We start from the raw sequence: 19,333 nt of genomic DNA, 5'->3' as shown, positions 1-19,333 counted from the left end.
TCCTCCACGGACAGGTTAGGCCGCGTAGGGCCGCACCCGGCGCGCGTCACGCAGGGCGTTGGCCCACCAGTTCAGCTGATTCAGCAGCGTGGTGGCCGCGGCGGAGGCGCCTTCGAAGTCGTCGTGGTGCCCGTCCGGGTCGAAGTGGTTCCAGGCGTAGGGGAAGCTCACGGTCTCGCGGATCGTCGCCGCGTGAAGTTCGGCGAAGACCGGGCGCAGATGCTCGACCGCGCGCAGACCGCCCGAGATCCCGCCGTAGGAGACGAAAGCGACCGGTTTCCCGTGCCATTCGGGGCCGGTGGCGTCGAGCGCGGTCTTGAGCGGGCCGGGGTAGCTGTGGTTGTACTCGGGGACGATCACGACGACGGCGTCCGCGGCGGCGACGCCGGGGGAGAGATCTCCGGGGGCTTCGGCGAGGTCGATGACGGACAGGGTGACGTCGTCGCGCTGTTTGGCGCGGTCGAGGAACCAGTTCGCGACTACGGGGGCGAAACGGCCCTCGCGGACGCTGCTGATCACGACGGCGAGGTGGTAAAGCGGGTTCGTTGTCATGCCAAGACCGTAAAACCTGCACTTAACTTGAAGTCAAACTCCAGAATCACCGAATATCGCGGTCTAATCGCAGAGAACTCTTTGCAAAGAAGTCTCTGCGATTGTAGGGTCGACGGCATGGGGAAGAGCGAGAGGTATCTCGCGCGGGTCGACGGCCGCATTCTGCGAGCGTTGTCGCATCCGCTGCGGGTCAGGATTCTGGAGTTGCTGCGCGAGGACGGTCCGGCGACGGCGTCCGGGCTGGCGAAACGGGTGGGGGAGAGTTCCGGGACCACGAGCTGGCATCTTCGCCAGCTGGCCGAATCCGGGCTGATCGCCGAGGACACCGAACGCGGCAGCAGACGCGACCGGTGGTGGAAGGCGGTGCACGAGGGAGACCAGATGCGCGCCAGGGACTTCATCGACGATCCCGATCTCGCCGGTCCGTTCAACGCCTACGCGCACACGATGATCGAGCGGCGCTACGCCGCCGAAGCGCAGTTCGTCGCCGAGGTGCGGGACTGGGCCGACGAGTGGATCGACAAGGTCAGCTTCCACGATTCGCCGCTCTCGCTGACCCCGGACGAGGCCGCCGCGTTGAGCGACGAAATCCTCGACGTGATCGGGCGGTACCGGCGTCCGGAGAAGGACGGCGACACCCAGGTCCGCGTGCACTGGGCGGCCTTCCCGAGGAAGTCCCGGCCGGAGACGCCATGAGCCGGACGCCACTGGGGGCCTTGGTCGTGGCGTCGGGGATTTCCTCGGCCGGGGTGATGATGACGTTGCTCGCGATTCCCTGGTTCGTGCTGCAGAGCACGGGCAGCGGCACCAAGACCGGCCTGGTCACCGCGGCCGAAGTGCTGGGCCTGATGGTCGCCGCGTTGCTGGGCGGGCCGATCGTGGACCGCGTCGGCACGCGCCGGGCCAGCGTCGGCGCGGACCTCCTGACCACCGTCACGGTGCTCCTGATCCCGCTCGCGATGGGCACGACAGGACTCAGCTTGCCCGGCCTGATCGCGCTGTCGTTCGTGATGGGTGTGTCCCGCGGTCCCGCCGACACGGCGAAGCAGGTGCTGCTCCCCGGCGTCGCCGAACTGGGCGGTGTCGGCGTGAGCCGGGCGGCGAGCGCCGTCGAAGCGGCGATGAGAACCGGCCGGATGGTGGGCGGCCCCGCCGCAGGCGCGCTGATCGCGCTGATCGGTCCGGTGCCGGTGCTGTTCGTCGACGCGGGCGCGCTGCTGCTCTCCTCGGCGCTGGTGTTCGCGCTGATCCCGGTCGCGGCAGGCCCGCCGAGGCCGCCGTCGGGCGGATACCTCAAGCAGTTGCGCGAAGGGCTCGGGTACGTCAAACGCGACGCGGTGCTGCGCGCGGTCGTCGGCATGCTGATGCTCACCAACAGTCTCGACTTCGGGCTGCTCGGCGTCCTGTATCCGGCGTACGGCGACCAGGTCCTGCACAGCACCGCGCTCATCGGCGCGATGATCACCGCGGTCGCCGCAGGTGCTCTGCTCGGTTCGGCGATCTACGGCTGGATCGGCCACCGGTTCTCCCGGCGGACGGCGATCCTCGTCGCCGTCGCGATCGAAGGCGCGCCGCGTTTCGCCCTGCTCGCGCTGGAGCCCGCGCCGCCGGTCTTGCTGGCCGGACTCGTGGTCGCCGGGATCGGGGCGGGCGCGCTGAATCCGATCGTGCTCCCGGCGGTGTACGAGCGGGTCCCGGAAACCGTCCGCGGCAGGGTGCTCAGTCTTCTCGTCGGCGGAGTGCTCGCCGCGATGCCGCTCGGTTCGATGGCGGCCGGGTTGCTACTGGACGGGATCGGCCTCGTCGGCGCGCTCGCCGTGTTCGGTGGTCTGTACCTGATCGCCGGCACGTTCCCGGCGATCTTCCGGGTATGGCGCGGGCTCGACGATCCCGCCCCGATCGGGGGTGACCGGCCGGTGAGCCAAGGGGCGCGGACCGACTAGGCTCGCCATCATGTCGCGCCGTTCCCTTCACAACCCAGCCCCCGACGCCGCCAGCCTCCGCGCCCGCCTCGACCGGGCCCGCGCCGCCGCGGCCGCCGCCGGCACCGACGCCCTGCTGATCGCACCCGGCTCGGACCTGCGCTACCTCATCGGCCAGGCCGGGGGCTCCTTCGAACGGCTGACCACGCTGGTGATCCCGGCCGACGGCGTCCCGGCGCTGGTGCTGCCGAAACTGGAGGCCCCCGGCTACGCCGACGTCCCCGCCGACGAACTCGGCATCGAGATCGTCACCTGGGTCGACGGGGACAACGCGTACGAACTGGTCGCCGACAGGCTGGGCAAGCCCGGCCGGGTGGCGGTCAGCGACTTCACTCCGGCGCTGCACGTCCTCTCCTTCCGAGGCGCGCTCGGCGACGCGGAGCAGACACTGGCCGGGCCGATCGTGCGCGAACTGCGGATGCGCAAGGACGCCGCCGAGATCCAGGCGCTGCGCGACGCGGGTGCCGCCATCGACCGCGTCCACGCCCGCGTGCACGAATGGCTGCGCCCCGGCCGCACCGAGGCCGAGGTCGGCGCGGACATCACCGCCGCGATCGTCGAAGAGGGCCATACCCACGCCGACTTCGTGATCGTCGGCTCGGGCCCCAACGGCGCCAGCCCGCACCACGACGTCTCCGAGCGGGTCATCGAGCGCGGTGACGTCGTCGTGGTCGACATCGGCGGCCCGATCGCCCAGGGCTACAACTCCGACTCCACCCGCACGTACGCGGTGGGCGAGCCGCGTGACGCGGACGTCGCCGAGACCTACGCCGTCTTGCAGCGGGCGCAGAAGGCGGCCGTCGACGCCGTCCGCCCGGGCGTCACCGCCGAGTCGATCGACGCCGCCGCGCGCGACATCATCGCCGAGGCGGGGTACGGCGAGTACTTCATCCACCGCACCGGTCACGGCATCGGCCTCGACGTGCACGAAGAGCCCTACATCATCAAGGGCAACGCGCTGCCGCTCGAACCGGGCATGGCCTTCAGCGTCGAGCCCGGCATCTACCAGCCCGGCCGCTGGGGTGCCCGCATCGAGGACATCGTCGTGGTCACCGAGGACGGCGTCGAATCGGTCAACCAGCGCCCGCACGACCTGATCGTGCTCGACGCATGACCGGTTCCCTGGAGCCGCTGGATCAGGCCATCGTGCAGGAACTGGCCGCGGACGGACGGCGCAGTTTCACCGATCTGGCGGAGCGAGTCGGGCTTTCGGTGTCGGCGGTGCACCAGCGGGTGCGCCGCCTGGAGCAGCGCGGGGTCATCCTCGGGTACACCGCGCGGCTCGACGGCGAGCAGATCGGCCTCCCGCTTACGGCGCTGATCTCCCTGACGCCGAACGATCCGGCCGCTCCGGACGATTATCCGCAGCGTCTGGAGCACATCAAGGAGATCGAGTCCTGCTACTCGGTCGCCGGGGACGAGTCGTACATCCTCCTGGTCCGGGTCGCTTCGCCGCTCGGACTGGAGGACCTGCTCCGCCGTATCCGGGAGTCCGCCAAGGTCTCGACCCGGACCACGGTGGTGCTGTCGACGCCGTTCGAGGGCCGCTCGCCCACCCTGTGAGACGAGAGAAGGGGTGGGCTTGCGCGGCGCTGGTACGATAAAAGGTATGGCAACACGTAAGGTCACTCTTTCACTCGACAGTGGTGCGCTCGAGTTCGCCGAGCGGGCCGCGAAGGCACACGGGATCTCGGTCTCGTCGTGGTTGTCCAAAGCGGCCCGCAGGGAGGCCGTCCGCACCGGATACACCCCGCAGCGCGCCCCGGTCGAACCGTCCGCCGAATCGGACGAGGCCGAGCTGACCGCCGCGGAGAAGGATCTGCGTGCACAGGGGTGAAGTCTGGACGTACCACCCCCCGACCGAACCGGCACGGCAGCGCACCGTCGTCCTGCTGTCCTCGGACGGGGTGAACGAATCCGAGCGGCCGTGGCTGCTCGGCACCGAACTGCTGGACCGTGATCCGCAGGACATCCTCGGCGTCGCCGTCGACGCGCGGTACTGGGTCTCCACGCTGAATCTCACGCGCCTGTACCGGCCGTGGTTCGACGAGAAGATCGCGGAGATCGACCAAGAGGTCCAGGAGCGCATCGACATCGCGTTGCGCGCCGCACTCGACCTCTAGCCACGCGAGTCACGTCCCCAAGCACGCGTGTCACGTCTTCAAGCACGCGTGTCGCGTGCCTGATCACGCGACTAACGCGCGATCACCTCGGGCGCGGCGTGCAGTTTGCCGTCGGGGCCGGAGAGGCACGACGCGTTGCCGCCGCGGGCGGCGAGGAACTCGTTGAGGCAGTTCGCGATCTGCGCGTGACCGTTCGCGTTGGGATGGAACGACTCCTGCAGCGCGTGGCTCGCGCGGTCCACCTGGCCGAGGTCACGCAGCTGCAGCGTCAGCCTGCTGAACCACTCGTTCGCCGGGTCGCTGCTGCACGCCTCGTGCCCGGCGCCCGCCCGCGAAAGGTCCAGGAACCGCGCGCTGGTCGCCCTCGACGCCTGCTTGAGCCCGTCCGACAGGACGGAGACGCCGTCGCGGCGCATCCACTCCAGGTCCTCGGTGCGGAACGGGCAGCCATTGAGGCTGCGTAGCGCCTCCGGGATCTGGGGGCCCACAGGCGAGGCGTACGACATCAGCACGAGCTGGTAGTCCGCCGGGACGTAACCGGCCTGCGCCAGCACCTTCTTCACGTCGGCGACGGCGTTGGTCACCTTCGGCACCATGGCGTCCACTTTGGACTTCCACGTGGTGCGAAGCGCCGCGCTGCACGGCGGGTTCTGCGGGGAGAACCAGGCTTTGAAGCATTCGTTGACCTGCGCGGAGAACTTGGGCTCGTCGTTGGCGCCGATCGCGATCACCACCGCCGCGACCCGATGGTCCTTGATCAGGTTCGCGAGCTGCTGGGCCTGCGACGGCTCGGTCCACTGCTTGGCTTCGCCGAGGGCGATCTGCTCCGAGGGCGCTCCCGAACACGCGAGGTTCACCCGCGCGGTGACATCGGGGATCTTGATCTGCTCGACGAAGGCGTTGGGGGACCGGTGGCACCAGTTGCCGCCCTGCCCGTTGGTCGTGGGCGTGTAGTCGCCCGCGCCCTCGCCGGACACGGTGCTGTCGCCGATCGAGACGACCGTCAGCGGCCCCGTCCCCGGTGGGCCTTGGCGCGGGGACGGCTGCCCTGGGCGGCTTTCCGACCCGGTAAAGGCAATGAACCCGACGAGAACCACCACGAACGTGAGCGCCAGAGCACCCCACCACCACCGGAAACGTCGCATCGTCACCGGATTCTACGGACACGTGGCCCGACAGGGTGATCATGGCGGTGTGACGGTCGCGATGTCCGGTCGACTCGCCCACCGGCGAAGCCGGCGCTGGGGGATCCTTGAGCCGTTCCGCCGCGCTGTCGAGTCAGCCGACCCAGCGCTGGATCGCGATGTCGAGGAGCTTGCGCGCCTGGTCGCCGGAGGCGTCGGCCCAGGCGATGATCCCGTCCGGGCGCACCAGGAGGCTCGGCTGCGAAGCATCGGGATCCGGCACGTGGACGACCCGCTCCTCCCGGCCTCCCGCGGCGTCGGCGTACCGGCCATCGGCTGAGCGGTCCACGAGCACGAAGAGACCGTCGTGAGCGTGGTCGGCGAGCCGGGCCCCGGACTTCAGATCGACGTCCCCGGCGATCGAGCCGACCGGGGCGGTGGTGTCGTCGGCGACGTCGTACCGCTGAAGGATCCCCGAGGAGAGCGCGACCATCCGGTCGGTCGCGCCGGGAACGGCGAACAGTTCGTCGCCGACGACCTTCCGCAGCTGAGCGGTCCGCTCGTCACCGCGCATCAGCGCGACCTGTGCCCGTGTCCAGTCCAGGACCCACGCGCCGATCGGATGCCGTTCGGAGTGATAGGTGTCGAGCAGTCCCGCCGGCGCGTGGCCCTGGATGGTCGCGGCGAGTTTCCAGCCCAGGTTGACCGCGTCGCCGAGGCCGAGGTTGAGGCCCTGTGCGCTGAATGGTGAGTGCACGTGCGCGGCGTCGCCGGCGAGGAACACCCTGCCGCGACGGTAGGCGCGCGCCTGGCGCGCGTTGTCGGACCAACGGGTAAGCCCGTCCCCGCAGCCGGGTGATCGTGACCGGGACGCCGTTGACGTCGCGCACCGCGCTCTGCAGTTCTTCGAGGGTGACGGGCGCGTTCTTGTCTTCGGGCTGGGGCACGAACCTGGCGACGAGAACGCGTCCCGGCACCGGTCCGTAGGTGTAGATGCCGCGAGGCGTCCAGTTCCAGCCGCGGCGCAGTTCGCTCGCGTCTTCGAAATCCGCGATGGCCTGATACCCCACCATTTCCGGGCCGGTGCCCGCGAAATCGACGCCGAGCCGCTTGCGGATGACGCTTCGCCCGCCGTCGGCCGCCACGACCCACCCGGCGGTGAAATCACCCGCGTCGGTCTCGACGACCACATCGGCGTCGTCGTCGAGACCGGAACCGGTGCTCCGTAGCCCCCGTACCTCGACACCGCGGCGGATCTCGACGCCCAGCACGGCGCAGTGCTCGCCGAGCAGGAGTTCGAGATCGTGCTGGGGGACCAGGATGCCGTTGGCCACAGCGGTATGCGCCGCCAGCACCGGATCGTCCTGGTCGACAAGGTCGTGGCGGAACATGATCCCGGCGAAATGCCCTAGGACCGCGAATCGCCGGGACGCCCTGCCCGCGGCGTCGGTCAGCTCGCGCACGGTCCGGTTCGAACGGCCGCCGGTGAAGGTGGTGGCCTCGGCCAAGCGACGGCGTTGTACTTCCTCCGCGGCGGGCAACAACCCGCGCCGATCCAGGATCTCGGCGCTGGCGACGTTGATCGAACCGGACTTGATCGTCGGATCCGGTTCCTCGAGCCGCTCCAGTACGGTCACCCGCACTCCGCGCAAGGCCAGCTCGCTCGCGAGGAACAGGCCGGTGGGGCCCGCGCCGACCACGATCACGTCCATCTGGTTCACGACAACTCCAAGCTTTACCCGGTAAGGTTACTCAGTAAGCTTAATGAGTAAAGGTACAGTTGTCACATGGCGAAGCGAGGGGACCGGGGCGGCTCGAAGACACGGGCGCATATCGCCGCTGTCGCGACCGAGCTGTTCGTGGAGCGCGGTTTCGAAGACGTCACGGTCGCCGAGATCGCCGCCGCCGCGGGCGTCTCGAAGGTGACCGTGTTCTCGCACTTCGAGCGCAAGGAGGACCTCGCGCTCGACCGGCTGCCCGACGCCGTCGGGATCGCCCGGGCCGTGGTCCGGGAGCGGCCGGATGGCGTGGGGGTCGTCGAAGCGTTCCGCCGGGCGGCTGTAGCGCTCGCGGAGGAACAGCACCCGCTGTCGGGGCTTAGCCAGGCCGGTGAGCCGCTCGCGCGCACCGTCGCCGGGTCTCGCGCGCTCATTTCACGGCTGCGCGAGTTCGAGCACGAGATCGAGGCGGAACTGACCGATGAGCTCGCAAGCGATCCCCGGTTCTCGGGTGACAGTGAACTGGTCGCCGCGCTGATCGTCGCCGCCTACCGCGTCGTCGCCGTGGCGACGACGCGACGACGGCTTGCCGGAGACGACCTCACCGCCGTCGTCACCGCGCACCGCGACCGGCTGGACCGCGCCTTCACCGCGCTGTCCGAGGTCTTCCCGGGCTGACGCCGCCTCAGCCGGTGGCGGGCCGACCGTCCACCCTGGACGCGAGGACCGCCGCGCCGGGCCCGGAAAGTTCGTCCAGTCCCGCGGCCCGGCCGGCGATCGACAGCAGGAGTGCCTCCCCGGGGCCGCGGACTTCCGGGCCGGATCCGGCCGACCAGCCGACGTCCGTGGCGACGAGCCGCAGCCCGCGCGCCCGCTTGCGCGCCTTGATCGGGGGTGCGTAGCGGGCGAAAGCCAGGGCGTGACGCAACCGTTCCGGCGGCACCTCGCGGGGAAACCCCAGTGGGCGACGGATGTCCTGGTGATGGAGGATCCCGTCGAGCAGCGCCACCCGCCCACCGAACGCCGAGGTCAGGCCGCGCGGTTCGAGGTGCTCCTCGAACCGCGCGATCAGCTCCTCCGGTGTCCGGCCGGGATCCCGTGCGACACCGAGCGCGTTCATCCGGTTCAGCCGCAGCCCGCCGCGGACGGCCTGGCCTGCCAGCTCGCGAAACCGCTGGGCGTCGTAGTCGACGACGTGGGCGACCACTTGCCGGACCGTCCACTCCGAACACAACGTCGGCGCGTCCCAGTGCTCGGGGGACAGCGTTCGCAGGAACGCGGCGAAGTCGGCACGTTCGTCCCGGGCGAGTCGCGCGACAGAGTCCACCAGCGGCCTCCTGAGGTCATTCGTAGTCGAGCCACCCGCAAACGTAGTAGTTCGTGTCCTCGTTCCGCTCGACATACCAGGAATAGACGACGTCGCCCGCGAGTTCGCCGTTGCGCGCGTTCCGCTGCGTGACCTTGGCCTGAACCGTCACGAACTCCTGACCCGGCGGGACGGAGTACGGCAGCATCTCCCAGCGCTCGACGTAGTGCCCGTGGAGTTCGAACCCCAGGAGCGTCGCCCGCAGCCGCGGGCAGGTGCCGCTGCGCAACGCGGTCATGTCGTGATTGGCCAGCCCGTTCATGTAGACCTGGAACACCCGGTCGATCGCGGCGGGTTCGAGCCCCGGTGCGGATGACGTCGACGGTGCCGTGGGCGTCACGGTCAGGGTCCGTGTCTCAGCAGGGGGAGCGGAGTCCGAGGTGGACGTCGCGGATGCGGCGTCGGGACGCGGGATCGTGAACCCGCTCCGGCATGCCGGGAGAGCCGTGCCGATGCCGATCAGGAGGACGCCCGCCAGGACGCGCGAAGTCAGAGGTCTCACGCCGCCGACGTTATGGAGCCATCATGAAATTCCCATGAAAGGCACCGGATGGCCGGTTTCGCGTGTCTGGTCGGACGACACGCGTGATTCGGCGGACGACACACGTGACTGGATGGACGACACGCGGCTCGGCAGGGTTTCTCAGCAGTTCTCCAGGAAGTGCCGCAGCACCCGCGTGCCGAACCGCAGGCCCTCCACCGGGACGCGCTCGTCCACACCGTGCGCCATCGCGCGGTACGGGAACCCTTCCGGCAGCCACAACGGCGCGAAGCCGTAGCAGTCGATCCCCAGCGGGCTGAACGCCTTCGCGTCCGTACCGCCGCCCATGCAGTAGGGAACGACGACGGCTTCGGGGTCTTGCGAGCGCAGCGCGTCCGCCATCGCGTCGAACCACGGCGAATCCACCGGAGCCTGGACCGGCGGCTGGTGCGCGACGAACTCGCGGGTGACGCCCTCGCCGAGCATCGCGTCGAGCTCGGCGAACAGGTCCGGTTCGGTGCCGGGGAGGACGCGGACGTCGACCTGGGCCTCGGCCGAGGTCGGGATGACGTTCACCTTGTATCCGGCCTCGAGCATGGTCGGCGTCGTACTGTTGCGGACGGTCGGCACCACCAGCGCCCCGGCGGGACCGAGCCGCGCGATCGTTCCGTCCACATCGGACAGATCGATCGGGACGCCGAGCGCCTCCCCGGTTCGTTCCAGGAACGCCTGCACCGTCGGAGTCAGCTGGACCGGCCAGCGGTGCGCGGCGATCTTGCCGAGCGCGGTGATCAGCCGGGTGACCGCGTTCTCGTCGTTGGGGCGCGATCCGTGGCCCGCGCGGCCCTTGGCGGTCAGGCGCAGATGGGCCGTTCCGCGTTCGGCCGTCGCCACCGGATAGAGCCGCACGGTCCGGCCGTCGGCGGCGGGGACGTGGTAGGAGTACCCGCCCGACTCGCTGATCGCGGCCGCGCAGCCGTCGAACAGGTCCCGGTGCGTCGCGGCGAGCCAGTGCGCCCCGTACTCGCCCTTGTCCTCCTCGTCGGCCACGAACGCGAGGACGATGTCCCGCCGCGGCCGGACCCCCGTGGCGAGGGCGGCGAGCACCATCGCGCAGAAGTCCTTCATGTCGACCGCGCCGCGGCCCCAGAGGAAACCGTCGCGGATCTCGCCGGAGAACGGATCCACCGACCAGTCGGCGGCGTCGGCCGGGACGACGTCGAGGTGTCCCTGCACGAGCAGCGCGGGCAGGCTCGGGTCGGTGCCGGGCACGCGGGCGATCACGTTCGCGCGGCGGGGCGCGGACTCGATGATCTTCGAGCCGATCCCGAGTCCCGAAAGCAGCGACGCGACGTACTCGGCCGCCTCACGCTCGCCCTCGGAGTCCCCGTCACCGCGGTTCGTGGTGTCGAACCGGATCAGCCGCGAACAGACTTCGACGACATCGAACTCGGCGTCGTTCCGGGAACCCGCGTCCGCGATCGCGTCGCCAGGGCGCTCCTTTTCACTGCTCGGCACGTAACGGTCGGGAAGTTCGCCCTGCGTTTCGAGCTCAGCCATAGATACCCTGCACCGCCCCGGCCGCGATCGCCGTGACGATCTTGAACGCCTTCATCGCTTCGGTCATGTCCGGCGCGTCGAAGCCGACCCGCCGCACGCCGATCTGTTCCACCGTCGGGATCACCGCCGCGGCCTGCGCGAGGTGGCTCGCGTCGAACTCGACCTCGATCCGGTGCGGCGTGGTGAATCGCTCGACCCGGCCCGCCCGGTTCATCGCGTCCGCCGCGGCCGAGCTCAGCAGTTCGGCGGTCCTCGCGGGGGGCAGGCAGATCGCGGCGTACCGGCTGACGCATTCCTTCACCGTGACCAGTTCGGCCTCCGGCGCGTAGTCCTGGGCGTCGTCGCAGGCCTTGTCGTCACCGGAGACGACGAGCACCGGGACGCCGTACTCGGCGGCCATCGCGGCGTTCAGCCTGCCTTCGCTGGCGGGCACGTCGTCGAGCCACACGCCGGTGATCTGGTTCTCCAGGTACGTGTGGGACAGGACGCCGTCGAATCCCGCTCCGGCGTGGTAACCGAGGAAGACGACGCCGTCCACGCCGGTGTCGATCCCTTGCATCATCGAGAGCGGCTTGTGCCTGCCGGTGAGCATGCGCGCCCGGCCGTCGAGGTCTTCGAGCAGGAGGTTCCGCTGGGACGAATGCGCCTCGTTGACCAGCACGTCGGTGGCGCCGGAATCGAACAGGCCCGCGATGGTGGCGTTGACGTCACCGGTGAACAGGCGGCGGAATCGTTGCCACTGCTCGGTACCCGGGACGACGTCCTCGGTCCAGGTGACGCCGGTGGCGCCCTCCATGTCCGCCGAGATCATGATGCGCATGCGGGGCACCCTAGCCGAGGCTCTTTGCCCTCGCCGCCGGGATCAGGGCCAGGAACCGGAACGCGGGTACACCGCCCAGGCGCGCTCCCAGGCGGCGGCGCGCTGCCGGTCGAGTACCAGCCGGACGACCCGGTGGAACAGGACGAGCGCGGCGACCACGGCGAACCAGAGCCAGAGGCCGACGAGGACGGAATCGAACACCGCCGTCGACGCGTTCCTCGGGGCCGCGGTGAGCTCGCCGCGGGCGTCGATCCAGATCGGCACGGCCGATCCGGCGGGGCTGCCCGGCGTCGCGAGGACACCACCGGTGTGCCGCGCGCCGCGCGAGTCGGTCCAGGTCGCCTGGGTGGTGGAGTTGTCGGTCCCGACGCTCTCGCTGTCGACGATGCGGACGGGCGCCGCCGTCAGCAGATACGCGGTGGCGGCCTGACGGCCGGTGGCGTCGGCGGCGGCCGCGGCGACCTGCCTGCCGTGGTTGGCCGAGCCGGCGGCGGCCGCGACCGGGATCGCGAGCAGCGCCGCGAGGATCACCAGCTTGAGCACCAGCGCTTCGAGCCGGTCGGAGCCGCGGGCCAGCGAATTGCGACCAGGGAAGAGCCGACGCCGGAACCGGGCGATCGGACCGCTGGACCCGTGCACGAGGAACCCCATTCCCTCAGACCGCGAAAACCTCCGGCTTCGATTCTCGGTCACCGGGGCGTCGCTGTCGCGGTATGGGGACACAGACCACTCTGTGAACCCGTACACAACCTTTAATTCGTTTTACCCGTCCGCGTTCCCCCGCTACCGTCTTCGGCATGGGGATTTTCTTCACTCTGTGATTCTCGCCTTCGACGCGGCCCTGGCGTAGAGCCTTCGCTCCGCCGGGCCGCGTCCTTCCGCATGGTCTCTTCTTCCCCTTGCGAGAATCAGGAGGACGCCCCTGTGCGTACCCCGCATCGAAATCCCGGAACACAACTCGTGCTCTCCGGTGTCACCAAGCGTTTCGACGACCACGTCGTACTGGACCAGGTCTCCTTCACCGTCAAACCGGGGGAGAAGGCGGGCGTCATCGGCGACAACGGCTCTGGCAAATCCACGTTGCTGAGGCTGATCGCCGGCCGGGACCGGGCGGACAACGGCACGGTGACCGTCACCGCGCCCGGCGGCGTCGGCTATCTCCCGCAGACGCTGGAACTGCCCGACACCGCCACGGTCGGCGACGCGATCGACCTCGCGCTGGCCGACATCAGGGAGCTGGAATCCCGGATGCGGGCGGCCGAGACGTCGCTCGAAACCGCCGAGGACCTGGCCGCGTACGGCGACCTCATGACCGCCTACGAAGCCCGTGGCGGTTACGAGGCCGACGCCAGGGTGGAAGTCGCCCTGCACGGGCTCGGGCAGCCGGGCCTCGATCGCGGCCGCGCGCTGGGCAGCCTGTCCGGCGGCCAGCGGTCGCGGCTGGTGCTCGCGGCCACCCTGGCCGCGTCGCCCGAACTGCTGTTGCTGGACGAGCCGACCAACGATCTCGACGACGAAGCCGTCACCTGGCTGGAGAACCACCTTCGCGGGCACCGCGGCAGGATCGTCGCGATCACCCACGACCGGCTGTTCCTCAACCGGGTCACCGGCACGATCCTCGAGGTCGACGCCGACCGCCGGTCCGTTCAGCGGCACGGCAACGGCTACGCGGGCTACCTCGCGGCGAAGGAGGCCGCACGGACCCGATGGGTCCGCGAGTACGAGGAATGGAGGTTGGAGAAGGCCCGCTACGAGCGGATGGCGGACGTCAACATCGACCGGTTTTCCGCGATCCCGCGCAAGGCTCCGGCAGCGTTCAGCGGGGCCGGTGCGTTTCGGGCCCGGTCCCGGGCGCACGGGGCGATGAGCCGGATCCGGTCGGCCCGCGAGCGGATCCACCGGCTCGAGGCGGACCGTGTTCCGCCGCCGCCGGAACCGCTCCGGTTCACCGCACGGATCGCCGCGGGAGAGACCGAGGCCGATCAGTACGTGGTGAAGGTGGACGACGTGTCGGTCGACGGCCGTCTGCCGCGGACGTCGCTCAGCGTGCTGCCCGGCGAACGGGTCCTCGTCACCGGGCCCAATGGGGCGGGCAAGACGACCCTGATGCGGGTGCTCGCCGGCGAGCTGACGCCGTCGACGGGGTCGGCGGAGCGGACGGGCCGGATCGGGTTCCTGCACCAGAACGGCGGACTCGCCGCAGATTCCCGAACCGTTCTGGCGGTCTTCACCGGGGACGGCGACGAGGACGAGGCGGCCGAGAGGTTGCTGTCGCTGGGCCTGTTCCGCGCGCCGGATCTGCGCAAGCCGGTCCGGGACCTGTCCATCGGGCAGCGGCGCAGGCTCGAACTGGCCAGGCTCGTGACGGCCAGGACCGATCTGCTGCTGCTCGACGAGCCGACCAACCATCTCGCCCCGGATCTGGTGGAGGAGATGGAGCAGGCGCTCGCGGAGTACTCCGGCGCGCTCGTGATCGTCACCCACGATCGGCGGATGCGGCGGACGTTCGAGGGCAGGCGGCTGGAACTCGTCACTTCAGCGGCCTGAGCGGTCCGTCCACCTTGGCCGGGTCGAGGCAACTGTTCAGCCCGTCCACGAGGGAACAGGTCCCCGGACCGCGTTTGAGCCGGAAGCCCTGCGGCACGCCACCCGCCGTCACCAGAGCCTGGTACGCGGGAACGGCGTCCGTGGGGCGCCGGGTCAGCGCGGGATCGGTGAGTGCGTCCACTGTGTACAGTCCGAACCGGGCGCGATAGCTGCCCCATTCGTAATTGTCGGTGAGGCTCCAGTAGTTGTAGCCGATGAGGTTCATCCCGTCGGCCTTGGCTCGCTGGAGCCAGTACACGGTGTCGCGGACGTGATCGCCACGGGTGTAGTCCGTGTCGAGGAGTTTCCCGTTGTCGGTCGCCATACCGTTTTCGACGATGTAGAGCGGCAGGCGCGGGAACCGGTCGTGGTAGCTGCGCAGCGCGTAGTAGATGCCTTCGGGCTGGAGCTTCACGTCCCAGAACTTGTCGGTGGCCGCGGCGAACACCGTCCAGTTGTCGATGCTCAGGCCGTAGTAGTAGTCGATCCCGATGAAGTCGAGCTTGTCCTTGACCTGGTCGAGGAAGAACCAGTCGGCCATCCCGTTGACGCCGGTGATGTAGGCCTGGTTGCTGGTGACCTTCGCGGTCGGGTCGAGTTCGTGGATCAGGTCGTAGGCCCGCCGATGTGCCTGGACGACGTTGGACTGCGCCGCGAAGTACCGCGTAGCCTTCAGCGCCCCGACCTTCTGTTCGTTCTTGAGGAAGATCAGCGGCTCGTTGAACGTCACCCAGAGGACGTCCTGGCCGGCATAGCGCTGGACGATCTTCCGGGTGAACTCCAGCCACGCGTCGGCCGTGCGCGTCTCCGCCCAGCCGCCCTGATCGAGCGCCCAGCCCGGGTAGACCCAATGGTTGAGCGTGATCATCGGGGTCATGCCCGCGGCCCGGACCTGCCGGAACACGTCGTCGTAGAAGGCCAGTCCGGTTTCGTCCCACCGTCCGGGTGAGGGTTCGACGCGAGCCCACTCGATGCCGAACCGGTAGGTGTTGACGCCGAGCCCGGCCGCGAGGCGGATGTCGTCGGCGTAGCGGTGCCGGAAGTCCACCGATTCGCGGTATTCGTCGACGCCGTCCTTCCCGGCGGACCGGTCCACGAACCGCTTCCAGTTGCTGTCCGGAGCGTTGCCCTCGGACTGATAGCCCGACGACGCGACACCCCAATAGAAGTCCCGCGACCAGCCGTCGTCCTGCGATGCGGACGCGTTCACCGCGGAAAGTGTCGCGCATAGTGAGACGGCGACCACCGAGGACAGCACCCGGCGTAACCTTCCCCGATGCTCCGGCCACTTCGTCGATCGTTCACCAGCGTCCGCCATCTCCGGGACGCTAACGTGGGTGAACGCCGTAAACAAGAGGCCGTCCGGGGACTTCGACGATGACGTTGGGGAGATGATCGACTTGACCGGCAGCACGGTCCGACACGCCGTCTATCTGCCGCCTTTCGGCCCGTTCGGTGAGCCGGGGGTGCTCGTCGACCTCGCCGTGCGCGCGGAGGCCGCGGGCTGGGACGGGTTCTTCCTGTGGGACCACGTGGTCGCGGACACCATGCCCATCGCGGATCCGTGGACGACGCTCGGCGCCATCGCGCACGCCACCGACCGGCTGCTGTTCGGCCCGATGATCACCCCGCCCGCCCGGCGCCGCCCTTGGGTGGTCGCCCGGCACGCGTCGACGGTCAGCAGGCTCTCCGGCGGGCGGCTGATCCTCGGCACCGGGCTCGGTTCCGACGAATCCGGTGACTTCAGCCGGTTCGGCGAGCAGACCGACCTGCTGACCCGGTCGGCGATGTTCGACGAGGGTCTCGACGTCATCCGGGCGATCTGGTCCGGCAGGCGTTTCGACCACGACGGCGCGCACTATCAGGTCGCGCTCGCCGAGGCCCCGCCCGAGCCGTTCCCGATCCCGATCTGGGTGGCGAGTTCCACCGACAATCCGCGCGTCGTCCGGCGGGCGGCGTTGTGTGACGGGATCTTCCCGAACCCGGAAGACCACACGCCGACGGCCGAGGAGATCGCCGAGACCCATCGTGCGCTCGGTCTCGCCGGGCTGGAGCCGGGCCGTCCCTTCGACGTCGCGGTCGCCGGGAACGCGAGCCCGGCGTGGGAGGAGCCGATCAAGGTCGACCTGCCCGCGCTGGGGCAGGCGGGGATGACGTGGTGGATGGAATCGCTGATGCATCTCGACCCGCTGGAGCTTTCGCAGAAGATCGTGGACGCCGGTCCGCCTCGGTGGTGACGCGTCCCGTGAAGGTGCCGGCCCGCAGCCTCTGTCCATAGTGGACTCCGGCCGTGCCGTTCGCCGAATACCGTTGCTCCAAAAGCATTCACCGTCCTTGCGGCGCCGCTCGCCTTTGATAACGTCACCGCGGGCGTCCTGCGAACCAGTGACGCTCGGGGGAGGGGCGGGATGGCTGACGAGCGTCATGCGATGCGACTGGAAACCGGGGTCACGCTGGTCAACGCGTTGACCGGAGAGCATGTCCACGGCAGGCCGAAACCCGCCCTCCGTGGCCAAGATCTGATCCGCGCCGCCACTGAAGCGCTCGGGGCCGGGAACTGCCAGGTCGACCTGCTGACCGCGGAGCGGCTGCGGAATCTGGCCTCGCGCCTGCGGGAGATCATCGAGTCGCTGTCCCGGCGGGAACCGGACCTGGCGGCGGGGCTGCTCAACCGGATGCTCGTCGACAGCAAGGCCCGGCCGTCCCTGCATCGCCACGGCGAACAGTCGTGGCATCTGCGTTTCCATGGCCCGGAAGCCGACCTCGTCCAGCAGTGGGCGGCGGGTCTCGCGGTGTCCGTGGCCGCGGCGCTCGGCGACGACATCCCGCATCGCGTCGGGTTGTGCGCGGCGCCGCGGTGCGATCAGGTGTACGTCGACGCGAGCCAGGCGCAGATCAAGCGGTTCTGCGGGCTGGCCTGCCAGAACCGGGTGAAGGCCGCCGCGTATCGCGCTCGCCGGTCAGGAGCGTGAGCCGCGCGGTGTCGCGTCGATGTACCACTCGCGGTTGAACAAGAGGCCGAACAGCGGCGCCGGAAGCCGGACGAGTACGCGCATCAGCGGTGCGAGCCTGCCGTTCCCCTTCACCTGCGTGGAATGGGCGGCGATCGCGGCCTGCTTCCGGCGCGCGAAACGCCGGACGTCGAAGGTGTGCGTGATTTCGGACTTGGCGCTGTAGGCGCGGAGAAGCGCGTCGACGTCGTAGCGGAACGGGATCCGTGACAGGCGCACCAATCTCACCAGACGCGCCACGGCGTCGCGGGGGATCGTGGCCTCCAGGAGGCGGACGTCGCCGGCGAGTTCCGCCGCTCGCTTGCCGACCTCGTGCACCTTGACGTGGTCGCGGTGACCGTAGCCGCCGTTGCGGTCGTAGCTCAGCAGGACCGAAGCACCCTCTTCGCGCAGGATCGCCACGAGCCGGGCCGCCGCTTCGTCGGTGTCCGCGCGGACGAAACGCACCCAGCCCGGCGGGTCCGGATAGAGGATCGCGCCGTGACCGCTGCCTGCGTAGCCGAGATGGACGACGCGCGCGACGCCCAGGACCTTCGCGCTCGCCTCGAGTTCGGCCCGGCGGATCGCGTCCGTGCCCCGCATGCCGATGGTGGCGACGACGAGGACGACACGGTGGCCGTCCGCGGCGGCGCGGGCGAGGGTGCCGCCGGTAAGCAGGGCTTCGTCGTCTGGATGGGCATGGAAGGCCACGATGGTCGTCACGCTCCGAGCATGCCCGAGTTCCTCGGAACGGTCGGTGGTCGGCTCTTGACCGTCCGTCGATCCTGTGGGTAATCTTCCCTTTACTTTCCAATAGTAAGGAAAGTTTCCTATTTAACTCCGCCGCCCTGACCGTCGGCGCGCCAACGACGGCGCCGTCGACGCGAGAGGAGAAGCCGAATGCGTTGGGACAAGATCCGTCTCCGGGTGACGGCCGCACTGGCCGCCGGACTGCTGGCCCCGGTCGCGGCCGCGAGCACGTCGATGGCGACCGAGACCGCGGCAGAACCCGCAACGCAAGCAGCCGCCGCGCTGCCGCAGGGGAGTCCGGCGGCGGTCAACGGACAGCTGAAGGTCTGCGGCCTCCAGCTCTGCAACTCCGCCGGCAAGCCGATCCAGCTCCGAGGCATGAGCACCCACGGGATCCAGTGGTACAGCCAGTGCGTGAAGACCGCTTCGCTCGACGCGCTGGCCAATGACTGGAAGGCCGACGTCCTCCGGATCTCGATGTACATCCAGGAAGGCGGCTACGAGACCGACCCGCGCAAGTTCACCGACATGGTGCACGGGTACATCGAAGAGGCCACCAAACGCGGGATGTACGCCCTGGTCGACTGGCACCAGCTCACTCCCGGCGACCCGAACGCGAACCTCAGCCGCGCCAAGACGTTCTTCACCGAGATCGCCCAGCGGCACAAGGACAAGACCAACATCATCTACGACATCGCCAACGAGCCCAACAACGTCAGCTGGGACCGGGTGCGCAGCTACGCGGAGCAGATGATCCCGGTCATCCGCGCCCAGGACGCCGACGGCGTCGTGCTCGTGGGCACGCACGGCTGGGGCTCGCTCGGCATCTCCGACGGCCGCAACGAGACCGACATCATCAACAACCCGGTGCGCGCCAGCAACTTCATGTACACGTTCCACTTCTACGCGGCGTCGCACAAGACCGAGTACTTCAACGCGCTGAGCCGCGCCGCGAGCAAGATCCCGCTGTTCGTGACCGAGTTCGGCACCCAGACCGCCACCGGTGACGGCGGGAACGACTTCACCAACTCGCAGAAGTACCTCGACTTCCTCGCGTCGAAGAAGATCAGCTGGACCAACTGGAACTTCTCCGACGACAGCCGTTCGGGCGCGGTGTTCAAGCCGGGCACCTGCTCGGGCAGCTCGTTCACCGGCACGGCTCCGCTGAAGCCCGCCGGTGTCTGGATCCGGGACCGCATCCGCACCGCGGACAACTTCCCGACCTCCTGATCCCGGCAGCGCGCATGGCGGGAAAGGGTCGTTCAGGACGCCTTTCGTCCT

Annotated in this window: 21 protein-coding genes and 2 pseudogenes; 11 read left to right on the top strand and 12 right to left on the bottom strand. The window is 69.5% G+C overall.

The annotated features are described in order from the left end of the window. Positions 1-15: 15 nt before the first annotated feature. Positions 16-552, bottom strand: a complete 537-nt coding sequence (locus CVV72_RS09285) for an NADPH-dependent FMN reductase (protein ID WP_219152043.1) — start codon at positions 550-552, stop codon at positions 16-18. Between the two features lie 117 nt (positions 553-669). Here CVV72_RS09285 and CVV72_RS09280 point away from each other — a divergent pair, with 117 nt between their 5' ends. From CVV72_RS09280 to CVV72_RS09255, 6 genes are read left to right on the top strand one after another with little or no spacing between them, the layout of a single operon-like run. Then, positions 670-1,248 carry a transcriptional regulator gene (locus CVV72_RS09280; RefSeq protein ID WP_219152042.1) on the top strand — a complete coding sequence of 193 codons (579 nt, stop codon included), beginning with the start codon at positions 670-672 and terminating at the stop codon, positions 1,246-1,248. Then, positions 1,245-2,495 carry an MFS transporter gene (locus CVV72_RS09275; protein ID WP_219152041.1) on the top strand — a complete coding sequence of 417 codons (1,251 nt, stop codon included), beginning with the start codon at positions 1,245-1,247 and terminating at the stop codon, positions 2,493-2,495. Before CVV72_RS09280 ends, CVV72_RS09275 begins: the two co-directional genes overlap by 4 nt. Before the next feature lie 10 nt (positions 2,496-2,505). Beyond that, positions 2,506-3,648, top strand: coding sequence for a Xaa-Pro peptidase family protein (locus tag CVV72_RS09270; RefSeq protein WP_219152040.1), 1,143 nt, complete (start codon positions 2,506-2,508; stop codon positions 3,646-3,648). Then, positions 3,645-4,097, top strand: a complete 453-nt coding sequence (locus tag CVV72_RS09265; RefSeq protein WP_016334198.1) for an Lrp/AsnC family transcriptional regulator — start codon at positions 3,645-3,647, stop codon at positions 4,095-4,097. Before CVV72_RS09270 ends, CVV72_RS09265 begins: the two co-directional genes overlap by 4 nt. A gap of 46 nt (positions 4,098-4,143) precedes the next feature. Beyond that, on the top strand, positions 4,144-4,371 hold the full coding sequence (locus CVV72_RS09260) for a hypothetical protein (RefSeq protein ID WP_007035425.1): 228 nt from the start codon (positions 4,144-4,146) through the stop codon (positions 4,369-4,371). Then, entirely contained in the window at positions 4,358-4,657 is a 300-nt protein-coding gene (locus tag CVV72_RS09255; protein ID WP_005150941.1) for a hypothetical protein, read from the top strand. The genes CVV72_RS09260 and CVV72_RS09255 overlap by 14 nt, the downstream gene beginning before the upstream one ends. A gap of 71 nt (positions 4,658-4,728) precedes the next feature. Here CVV72_RS09255 and CVV72_RS09250 read toward each other — a convergent pair whose 3' ends face one another. The 4 genes and pseudogenes from CVV72_RS09250 to CVV72_RS41555 all read right to left on the bottom strand — a co-directional run. Further along, positions 4,729-5,802 (bottom strand): GDSL-type esterase/lipase family protein, encoded by a 1,074-nt coding sequence (locus CVV72_RS09250; protein ID WP_219152039.1) that lies wholly within the window; start codon positions 5,800-5,802, stop codon positions 4,729-4,731. A 133-nt stretch (positions 5,803-5,935) separates the two neighbouring features. Next, positions 5,936-6,355: a hypothetical protein gene (locus tag CVV72_RS41565; RefSeq protein WP_255632826.1), complete on the bottom strand. Its 420-nt coding sequence runs from the start codon at positions 6,353-6,355 to the stop codon at positions 5,936-5,938. An 81-nt stretch (positions 6,356-6,436) separates the two neighbouring features. Then, positions 6,437-6,829 (bottom strand): annotated as a pseudogene (locus tag CVV72_RS41940) (FAD-dependent monooxygenase); the annotation flags it as partial. Beyond that, positions 6,720-7,493 (bottom strand): annotated as a pseudogene (locus tag CVV72_RS41555) (FAD-dependent oxidoreductase); the annotation flags it as partial. The pseudogenes CVV72_RS41555 and CVV72_RS41940, both read right to left, overlap by 110 nt. A gap of 75 nt (positions 7,494-7,568) precedes the next feature. Here CVV72_RS41555 and CVV72_RS09240 point away from each other — a divergent pair. Beyond that, positions 7,569-8,177, top strand: a complete 609-nt coding sequence (locus CVV72_RS09240; protein WP_219152037.1) for a TetR/AcrR family transcriptional regulator — start codon at positions 7,569-7,571, stop codon at positions 8,175-8,177. Positions 8,178-8,184: 7 nt separating this feature from the next. Here the strand turns inward: CVV72_RS09240 and CVV72_RS09235 are convergent, their stop codons facing one another. The 5 genes from CVV72_RS09235 to CVV72_RS09215 all read right to left on the bottom strand — a co-directional run bounded on the left by CVV72_RS09235 (position 8,185) and on the right by CVV72_RS09215 (position 12,377). After that, positions 8,185-8,826 carry a maleylpyruvate isomerase family mycothiol-dependent enzyme gene (locus CVV72_RS09235; protein WP_219152036.1) on the bottom strand — a complete coding sequence of 214 codons (642 nt, stop codon included), beginning with the start codon at positions 8,824-8,826 and terminating at the stop codon, positions 8,185-8,187. 16 nt (positions 8,827-8,842) lie between these two features. Then, positions 8,843-9,367: a hypothetical protein gene (locus CVV72_RS09230; RefSeq protein ID WP_255632615.1), complete on the bottom strand. Its 525-nt coding sequence runs from the start codon at positions 9,365-9,367 to the stop codon at positions 8,843-8,845. A gap of 141 nt (positions 9,368-9,508) precedes the next feature. Further along, positions 9,509-10,906, bottom strand: a complete 1,398-nt coding sequence (locus tag CVV72_RS09225; protein WP_255632614.1) for a M20/M25/M40 family metallo-hydrolase — start codon at positions 10,904-10,906, stop codon at positions 9,509-9,511. After that, on the bottom strand, positions 10,899-11,726 hold the full coding sequence (locus CVV72_RS09220) for a M55 family metallopeptidase (RefSeq protein ID WP_219152034.1): 828 nt from the start codon (positions 11,724-11,726) through the stop codon (positions 10,899-10,901). Before CVV72_RS09220 ends, CVV72_RS09225 begins: the two co-directional genes overlap by 8 nt. 42 nt (positions 11,727-11,768) lie before the next feature. Continuing rightward, entirely contained in the window at positions 11,769-12,377 is a 609-nt protein-coding gene (locus tag CVV72_RS09215) for a hypothetical protein (RefSeq protein ID WP_219152032.1), read from the bottom strand. 273 nt (positions 12,378-12,650) lie between these two features. Between CVV72_RS09215 and abc-f the strand changes: the two genes are divergently transcribed. Then, a complete protein-coding gene (gene abc-f / locus CVV72_RS09210) occupies positions 12,651-14,273 on the top strand; it encodes a ribosomal protection-like ABC-F family protein (RefSeq protein ID WP_219152031.1) in 1,623 nt (540 codons plus the stop codon). On the opposite strand, the gene CVV72_RS09205 is transcribed toward abc-f, so the two are convergent. Further along, positions 14,257-15,522: a glycoside hydrolase family 1 protein gene (locus CVV72_RS09205; protein ID WP_219152029.1), complete on the bottom strand. Its 1,266-nt coding sequence runs from the start codon at positions 15,520-15,522 to the stop codon at positions 14,257-14,259. The genes abc-f and CVV72_RS09205 overlap by 17 nt on opposite strands. 181 nt (positions 15,523-15,703) lie before the next feature. Here CVV72_RS09205 and CVV72_RS09200 point away from each other — a divergent pair, with 181 nt between their 5' ends. Next, positions 15,704-16,549, top strand: a complete 846-nt coding sequence (locus CVV72_RS09200) for an LLM class flavin-dependent oxidoreductase (protein WP_034306707.1) — start codon at positions 15,704-15,706, stop codon at positions 16,547-16,549. A gap of 192 nt (positions 16,550-16,741) precedes the next feature. Further along, complete coding sequence (locus CVV72_RS09195; protein WP_255632613.1) at positions 16,742-17,284, top strand: CGNR zinc finger domain-containing protein; 543 nt, start codon at positions 16,742-16,744, stop codon at positions 17,282-17,284. On the opposite strand, the gene CVV72_RS09190 is transcribed toward CVV72_RS09195, so the two are convergent. Then, a complete protein-coding gene (locus CVV72_RS09190; protein WP_219152027.1) occupies positions 17,273-18,025 on the bottom strand; it encodes a PIG-L deacetylase family protein in 753 nt (250 codons plus the stop codon). The genes CVV72_RS09195 and CVV72_RS09190 overlap by 12 nt on opposite strands. Before the next feature lie 177 nt (positions 18,026-18,202). Here CVV72_RS09190 and CVV72_RS09185 point away from each other — a divergent pair, with 177 nt between their 5' ends. Then, complete coding sequence (locus tag CVV72_RS09185; RefSeq protein WP_219152026.1) at positions 18,203-19,282, top strand: glycoside hydrolase family 5 protein; 1,080 nt, start codon at positions 18,203-18,205, stop codon at positions 19,280-19,282. Positions 19,283-19,333: the final 51 nt, after the last annotated feature.

Origin of the sequence: Amycolatopsis sp. TNS106, assembly GCF_019330265.1 — a bacterium.
In the GTDB taxonomy this organism is placed as follows: Bacteria; Actinomycetota; Actinomycetes; order Mycobacteriales; family Pseudonocardiaceae; genus Amycolatopsis; species Amycolatopsis lurida.
The sequence above is the reverse complement of the archived record's forward strand: the minus strand, read 5'-3'. Positions and strand labels throughout refer to the sequence as shown.